Source organism: Kurthia huakuii LAM0618 (assembly GCF_000505545.1).
Taxonomy (GTDB): domain Bacteria; phylum Bacillota; class Bacilli; order Bacillales_A; family Planococcaceae; genus Kurthia; species Kurthia huakuii.
The window spans coordinates 1-6,945 of record NZ_AYTB01000044.1; the positions used below are offsets into that span (position 1 = coordinate 1).

Sequence of the window (6,945 nt, forward strand, 5' to 3'; positions counted from 1 at the left end):
CGCTAATACCGATAATGCACCCTTATGCGAATTTGCATATTATGTTACTTTGTGTAAACCAAATTATAACGATAGATGAAAATGAGGAAGTAAGCTTTATTTTTCATCGGCTAAATACTGGCATTGCGACTAGGAGACATGCAAGCTTTTCTAAATTAGGCAGCAATAACAAAAAACATGAAGTACCTTAAATTCAGGTGCTTCATGTTTTTTAATCGTTAATACTGACCGATAATTCGGTGATGATCGTCCGAAATTTTGTACACTTCAATATGATCAAATGCGACATGTTTACGAAAATCAGCCATGCCTGCCGCGCCACCGATAGAGCGTAGTGCAAGGTTTTCTCGCTCAATCAGTAGGCTACCTTCATTAGCAAGGAGATTACGTTTTCCGACAGAAACATCACGCAACAATTGATGGCTATACGGCGCGACACTAATGCGCCATTTTTCGCCTTCTACACTAAGCGCTCCTTCTGTTCCAAATGACTTTTCTTGTTGTGGCGTCATTGGAATATGCGCGCGACTAGCTAAATGCTTAAATTCAGCATATGCTTAAGATGTATGAATAATCATTTGAGCGTGTTGGCAACAATATTTTACAAATTGATATTAAGCGTTTTTAATAATTTATCTACAATTTCTGCACTACCGTCTTGGAACATAAACAAAGAGAGCGCGATCATACAAGCACCTAACAACACCATCATCGATTTAGTGCTTTTTTTTGAGCGTTTTATCATTGCCGTAATGACTAGAAAAACACCTATACATAATACGAGAAAATACCAGAATCCCATAACATCAACCTCATCTCTAATTTATTTTCTTCAGTATTAGGAACGAATTCAATAACGAGGAAGTTTCGGAAATATCAGATAATTGTTCGGATACAACTTGAATCTCTTAGCATCTCGCAACATGTAATCGTATGAACAACTTAAATGTAGCGGGGCTTATTATATGTACCGATTGGGATTTTTATCGCGGACAATCATTTCGTCTGGCAGCCAGCGATACTCATCGCCTCGGTTGTTGGCTTTCTATGCGATAAATGGAAACGTAATTTTTTGTTAAGTTTTCTTCTAGCGATGAGCATTACGTGTATGGCATCGTTTTTCTAAATAGGACATTGTTTACTCATAATGCTCTGTATAGTTCCCTTTTCTAAAAATCTCAGTTGGACTTAGTGCTGTCCATTCCTCCGGTGTTTTCTCTGGATACTGCTTCAAATAAGCTTGCACTATTTTAAAACCCTCACTGTATCCATATAATGCCGGTAAGTCGTTCCCCCCATTTATAATGGCTAATGAGCGATTAAAATCAATGCTATTTAAATCCTTCTCTATTTTTGACCAATTATCTTTATTGTACGTTGGCTCAATGGGAATCGTTGAAATCTCTGGATAGACTAGCTGCTCAAACATAACAGCTTTTCCTTCAAAAACTAAATTATCAAGTATGGTAAAAGTCTCGTTATGCACATTATGTTCAGCCCATGTACTATGATGGTATTCATGGGCTATACTTACCTTTAAAAACGCATCATCGATAAATTCGTTGTATGGGATAATAATTTTCCCAGCTCCTGTCGTAAATAAACGTATTCCTGAACTCGTAGCAGGAACAAGACACACTGTTACATCCTTGTCACTCGGTAATAATTTAGCAGATTTCAACAAAGCCTCTTCGATTAGTTGATTGAGCTCCTGTTGGCGCACTTTCATCAATTCAGTATTATTTTTTAAATTACTAAGATTAGTAGGTGCTGTATGAAGAATTTCGTCTGCCATATAAAGAAATTCTCCATCTTTAAAACAATCGTCATATATAGGCTGAATTACTTCGTTGTTGTACATTTCAAAATTTGCCTCAGCGCCTTTTTCTATATATTTCTCAAATAAGAACGCCGTATTAATAATATGAAACATTTGTTCTTTATCTGGATTTTCAACTGTATAATCAGATTTATCGCAAGCTGACAGTACAATAAGCAATACACCACTTAGTATAATTCGATAAAAGACACGCATTAAATCCATTCCTTCACATATGCGATTAGACCAATAACGGCGCCAACCCCCGCTCCGATAAAAATATATGGCTTACGCGATCCAGCTATTGCTTTTTCAATTGATTTCATTATTTTCTCCTCTCAACCCGTACATTTTAACAACAAACTTATTTTTATCGTCTAGCTACTAATTATTGAAGCTACACAATGTTAAATTATACCATAAAAGCAATAAAATTTTAAAACTTCCCTATTTGCTAGAGTGACAAAATGTTAAAAATATAAAAAGAAATTTAACCTTAGTTTAACTTGCATTTGTTATTTTAATGGTAGTAGAAATTTCAATGGTTACGTCGGATTTTGGAATCAAATATCATGACAAAGGCTAGGTGAACTTATGAAAAGAATTACGTTGTACAAAGCAGAGCATTGTATCATCGTGCGGCACTCGCATTATCCAGCCACAAAAATATATCGTCAATCTCCATTTTCTGTCTATCACATCCAACAACTTTTAGCATATCAACATGCGTTTGATTTAACAGATATGTTTCGGGAGCCGCCATTTGAAAAAATTAATTATTGCTAATTCAAAAAAAAGCCGACCAAAGCATTGTTATGATGCTTTGGTCGGCTTTACTAATTATGTATTATTGTACTAAATTAACAAGGTCGCGATAAGCGTCATCTACCGCACGTTTATCTGCGTTTAAATAACTATTTAAACGCAGATTTTCTTTACTATCATACCCCATATAATAATCTTTCAATAAATCTGTATAACGTTTACTGAAATTGTACATCACTTTAGAGTCAATTTGTTCAGCATAATTTGTGACTAATTGCGCCGCATAAATTTTCGATAATTCATTCGTCTGGTCATCTACTTTTCGATAATTTTCGGCCTCATAATCTTCGCGCAATTGTTGGAATAGGCATCGATAGACTTCCTTTGTATAAGTCTCCTTATGTTCTTTCGCAATGCCTTCCATATAATCGCTTTGCTGTTCTAAATCTTTCGGATATTTTTTCAGGATATACGCTGCCTTTTTCTCAACCGTTCGCCCCTTCAAAGCTTTTGCTTCCTTTTGAAAAGTACTGGCGACATTGTCATCAGCAGATGCTGTGGTCACAACGTTTGGCTTATCAACTTTTGCTACATTATTTTGCTGCTCTTCTAAAGATGGACTTTTTTCCACTTCCTTTGTGTCATTTTCGCATCCTAACAAAAATGTTGTTAACGAAAGTACGGATACGCTTAATTTTAATGTTTTCAATTCCCTAAAACCTCCGACATTCTATCATTACTATATAAGATAATTTTATCACTATTTCGATATTTTTTATTATTAAAATCAAAAAAGTAATATTTATGTGCCTTTGAAAGAAAATTAGCATCTCTTGTTCTTTTATATTAAAATAGGACAGGATGTATTTTTAACTATTAACAGCGATGAAAGGAACAACTCAACATGAAAAAACTCAAAAAATCGCTTATGGGTGTTGCTAGTTTACTGCTTGCAACAACTGTATTAGCCGCTTGCGATGTCAACGATGTATTAGATGCCGCAACAGAAATTCTCGGCGATTCTTCTACAACTACGAGCACAAGTCACGACGATCTTTTAAAATACAATATGGAAACGGATAAATACAATGAAAATGTCGTTGTACTCGATAGTGATCGCACATTAACAGACGAGCAGCAACAATTTGTTGATGACACAAATGGCAGTCCAACCTATGAAGTAGATAGCGAGGGAAAACCAACAGAAGCTACGATGATTGTCACATATGAAGGGGTGCGCGCGCATGCATCAGATGTCATCAAACGCCCTGCTTTCGCATCATCTACGCATATTGCAGGTGAATATGCGGATGGCGTATACAATCCAGAAAAAGGCGTATGGTATAGCCCATCGAAAGCAAAGTTAAACAATAAAATTTTACAACTCGATGGCTATCGAGGCTATTTGTACAATAAAAGTCACTTACTCGCATGGTCATTAGGCGGCGATATGGAAGCGCATAACTTAATTTTAGGCACGCGTTCACAAAATGTTGGCACAAACAAATCAAAAGAAGCGGGCGGTATGTCTTATCTGGAAACAAAGGTGCGCAAAGCCATTTATGCTAACCATAATGTAGAAGTGTTTTATCAGGCGACACCTATTTACAAAGCGAATGAAATCATCCCTCGCGGCGTGTTAGTAAGAGCCTATTCGATTAATGATGATGGGAAAACATTGAATGAAACAGCTTATACGATTAATACACAAAGCGGTGTGACCGTTGATTATACAAATGGTACCTTTACAACGAATTAGAAATGAAGCACCTATATACCACACTATAAAAAACAGGAATCGCATGAACGATTCCTGTTTTTTTATCTATCAATTCCATTATATACATAATTTGTTATTCAGTCACTTCATCCATCCCTAAAATTTCCATTTCGAATAATAACTTGTTTGTTTATATGCTGGGAAAGCTGAAATTTCCTTCAAAGAACCAGTGAATTTTTTATTTTTGTCATACATGTAGCCTTTTTTTAGTTTCAAGTTTTTATACGTAAAAATAAAATAAGCACTTTCTTAATCAATAACCGTCTTCCATTAGAGTACCATGTAAGATTCACTCGAACACTTGTATAAAATTTTAGTTATTAAGTAATTTTTTTATTTTTTTCCTTTTCATAGGAGATACATTACAAATATGTCCATTTTTCATTTTAATAATACCATTAATAGAATCAAAATATTCTATATAGTCAATATTTATAATAAAACTTCGGTGACATCGGAAAAATTGACTTGTTTCGCTTAACAATTCAGACTCAATTTCTTTCAAATTACCATAAAATGTGTATACACCGTTCACTTCACTAAGTACCACTCTATGAGGTTGAGTTGAAGTTTCGAAATAATAAATATTTTCATATTTTATTTTTTTTATAAGCCCGCCAATTTTTAAAGTATAACTTTTAGTATTCTCTTTAAAATTAATTTGATGATACTTATCATAAGCTGAATTCAACGCTTCTATTATTTTTCCTTCTAAATTCTCTTCGTTTTTTACGATAAAATCTAGAGCAACTATTTTATATGTAAAAGTTAATTTCAATTTTTCAGCAAATGTTGTGATAAATATTATATTAGCTAAAGGATCTTCATTACGGATTTTTTTAGCTAATTCTAAGCCGCTAATATCCGAATTGAGTTCGATATCCAATAAATAACAATCTGCTTTTTGGAAAGAAGTATAGTTTAAAACTTCTTCTGGTTTGGATGCACTTAATATTAATTCAACATCTTTTTTGGTAGACATTATATATTTCATTATGAGCAATTGCATTTTTTTTCTTTGTTGCGGATCATCTTCACATAATATTATTTTCATTTCTATTAACCTTTCTTTAGTTTAATATCTGTATTTCTTGAATAAAATAATTTTTTTCTATACGTGTATTGCAGATAACATTATTATACTTATATAATATGTTCCTTGCATTGTGCAAACCCAGCCCTCGATTAGTGCCTTTAGTAGAATATCCTTTTTTAAATAGCATATCTATATTTAAAATATCTTGACTTACTTTATTCTCGATAATAATCAATACTTCTTTTTGAGATAAATTTAAAAAAGCTATGTTAATTTGGGGATTCTCAGTTAATTTTCCTTCTTCAATTGCATTATCCAAATATATCCCTAGAACTCTGACAAAATCTAAAATATCTATATTTAAATCAATAATTTCTTCCGGTATTTCAATATTTACAGGTATTAAATTACTTTCTGCATATAATATCTTAGAAGCAATTATTCCTTTTAATTCAGTAGATTTTAAATTTTCAATTGTGCCAAATATTTTATTTTTAAAAGCTCTTTCCTGTTCACTAGGTAAAATATTCTTATAAAAATAATTTCTTAATCCTTCTAAATTTTCTTCCTCTATAAATGCTCTAATTGATAAAAGGATATTCATATAATCATGTTGATATTTGCGCATATCTTCATTCATTTTGGCTAGCGCAGTAATATATTCATAAAATTGTTCTTGGACTATTTCTTTTTGATGTAACACTTTTTCTTTATTTTTAGCCTTTAATAATAAAGAAATAAACAAAGTTATTAGAGTCAAATAAATAACTTGAACTAGAAAATTTATTTTCACTAAACTTTCAGAATCGAGAACAAAAATATTAATATATAAAACCAACATAGTTAAAAAAAGTAATAACATCATTAAATATTGATGTTTCACATTCAATGTAACCATCAGTATTTTATGACGAAAAAGTTTATATACAATTAAAAGATTTACAGATACTAGAGTAAATATAATTATTCTAAAAATCATAAGTGTACTAGAAAAAAAATTTAGAATAAATTGAGTACTGTTATCAGAAAAAATACCTACTATTAATATTACGCAAATATCCAAAAAAATAATTTTCTTTTTCGTAATGAAAAACATCAGAAGTACTAACGTTAAAAACATCACTACAATCCCTAATATAGGATTAAAAAATAGATAAACACTAAATGTACTAAATGTAGTAATTACTACAATTACAGCTTTTTGTAAATGAGTTAATATTTTATTATATAAAAAGAAAATAGCACTAAATATCCAAATAATTTCGAAAATCCCTACAATTATCATAATTAACTTTTCTAGACTCGATTATCTTTAGTATAGAACCTATTTGCTTTTTTTAAACTATTATCGATTTCTTCTTCATGAAAAAAGAATGTGCGTCCTTTCGGAACGATAACTCCACATAAAGCAATTAGTATTAAGCTGATCTTCTTTAGTACGTAATTTTGTATTCTTATAATCACTATATTTCTCTCCTTTACTTGCATAAACTGGAATGGCAACTGGATAGGTAACACTTAGTTGGACAGAAATTATAAGGTTTA

At 31.9% G+C, this 6,945-nt stretch carries 10 protein-coding genes; 3 read left to right on the forward strand and 7 right to left on the reverse strand.

Annotated features, from left to right (window positions below; genetic code table 11):
• A partial coding sequence (locus V514_RS20715) for a hypothetical protein (protein WP_035945133.1) occupies positions 1 to 191 on the forward strand: 191 nt, incomplete at its 5' end.
• A gap of 27 nt (positions 192 to 218) precedes the next feature.
• Here V514_RS20715 and V514_RS0118440 read toward each other — a convergent pair.
• From V514_RS0118440 to V514_RS0118450, 3 genes are all read right to left on the reverse strand, one after another.
• Entirely contained in the window at positions 219 to 512 is a 294-nt protein-coding gene (locus tag V514_RS0118440) for a hypothetical protein (RefSeq protein WP_029501236.1), read from the reverse strand.
• 89 nt (positions 513 to 601) lie between these two features.
• Positions 602 to 802, reverse strand: a complete 201-nt coding sequence (locus V514_RS0118445) for a hypothetical protein (protein ID WP_029501237.1) — start codon at positions 800 to 802, stop codon at positions 602 to 604.
• Positions 803 to 1,138: 336 nt separating this feature from the next.
• The gene (locus V514_RS0118450; RefSeq protein ID WP_235073598.1) at positions 1,139 to 2,044 is read right to left on the reverse strand and encodes a DUF2268 domain-containing putative Zn-dependent protease; all 906 of its coding nucleotides are present in this window, start codon (positions 2,042 to 2,044) and stop codon (positions 1,139 to 1,141) included.
• A 369-nt stretch (positions 2,045 to 2,413) separates the two neighbouring features.
• Between V514_RS0118450 and V514_RS20280 the strand changes: the two genes are divergently transcribed.
• A complete protein-coding gene (locus tag V514_RS20280; protein ID WP_152529014.1) occupies positions 2,414 to 2,605 on the forward strand; it encodes a hypothetical protein in 192 nt (63 codons plus the stop codon).
• Between the two features lie 61 nt (positions 2,606 to 2,666).
• Here the strand turns inward: V514_RS20280 and V514_RS0118460 are convergent, their stop codons facing one another.
• On the reverse strand, positions 2,667 to 3,293 hold the full coding sequence (locus V514_RS0118460) for a hypothetical protein (RefSeq protein WP_029501239.1): 627 nt from the start codon (positions 3,291 to 3,293) through the stop codon (positions 2,667 to 2,669).
• A 195-nt stretch (positions 3,294 to 3,488) separates the two neighbouring features.
• Here V514_RS0118460 and V514_RS19520 point away from each other — a divergent pair, with 195 nt between their 5' ends.
• Positions 3,489 to 4,343 carry a DNA/RNA non-specific endonuclease gene (locus V514_RS19520; protein ID WP_051392510.1) on the forward strand — a complete coding sequence of 285 codons (855 nt, stop codon included), beginning with the start codon at positions 3,489 to 3,491 and terminating at the stop codon, positions 4,341 to 4,343.
• Between the two features lie 334 nt (positions 4,344 to 4,677).
• Here the strand turns inward: V514_RS19520 and V514_RS0118470 are convergent, their stop codons facing one another.
• The 3 genes from V514_RS0118470 to V514_RS20720 form a co-directional block, all read right to left on the reverse strand.
• The gene (locus V514_RS0118470; RefSeq protein WP_029501240.1) at positions 4,678 to 5,418 is read right to left on the reverse strand and encodes a LytR/AlgR family response regulator transcription factor; all 741 of its coding nucleotides are present in this window, start codon (positions 5,416 to 5,418) and stop codon (positions 4,678 to 4,680) included.
• 16 nt (positions 5,419 to 5,434) lie between these two features.
• Entirely contained in the window at positions 5,435 to 6,685 is a 1,251-nt protein-coding gene (locus V514_RS0118475; protein WP_029501241.1) for a sensor histidine kinase, read from the reverse strand.
• Between the two features lie 75 nt (positions 6,686 to 6,760).
• On the reverse strand, positions 6,761 to 6,945 hold a 185-nt coding region (locus tag V514_RS20720), incomplete at its 5' end, for a hypothetical protein (protein ID WP_235073600.1).

What these genes read in the sequence shown, in the direction of transcription:
- V514_RS0118440 (WP_029501236.1), bottom strand. Translation starts at nt 512, where the DNA reads ATGACGCCACAACAAGAAAAGTCATTTGGAACAGAAGGAGCGCTTAGT.
- V514_RS0118445 (WP_029501237.1), bottom strand. Translation starts at nt 802, where the DNA reads ATGGGATTCTGGTATTTTCTCGTATTATGTATAGGTGTTTTTCTAGTC.
- V514_RS20280 (WP_152529014.1), top strand. Translation starts at nt 2,414, where the DNA reads ATGAAAAGAATTACGTTGTACAAAGCAGAGCATTGTATCATCGTGCGG.
- V514_RS0118470 (WP_029501240.1), bottom strand. Translation starts at nt 5,418, where the DNA reads ATGAAAATAATATTATGTGAAGATGATCCGCAACAAAGAAAAAAAATG.
- V514_RS19520 (WP_051392510.1), top strand. Translation starts at nt 3,489, where the DNA reads ATGAAAAAACTCAAAAAATCGCTTATGGGTGTTGCTAGTTTACTGCTT.
- V514_RS0118450 (WP_235073598.1), bottom strand. Translation starts at nt 2,044, where the DNA reads ATGGATTTAATGCGTGTCTTTTATCGAATTATACTAAGTGGTGTATTG.
- V514_RS0118475 (WP_029501241.1), bottom strand. Translation starts at nt 6,685, where the DNA reads ATGATAATTGTAGGGATTTTCGAAATTATTTGGATATTTAGTGCTATT.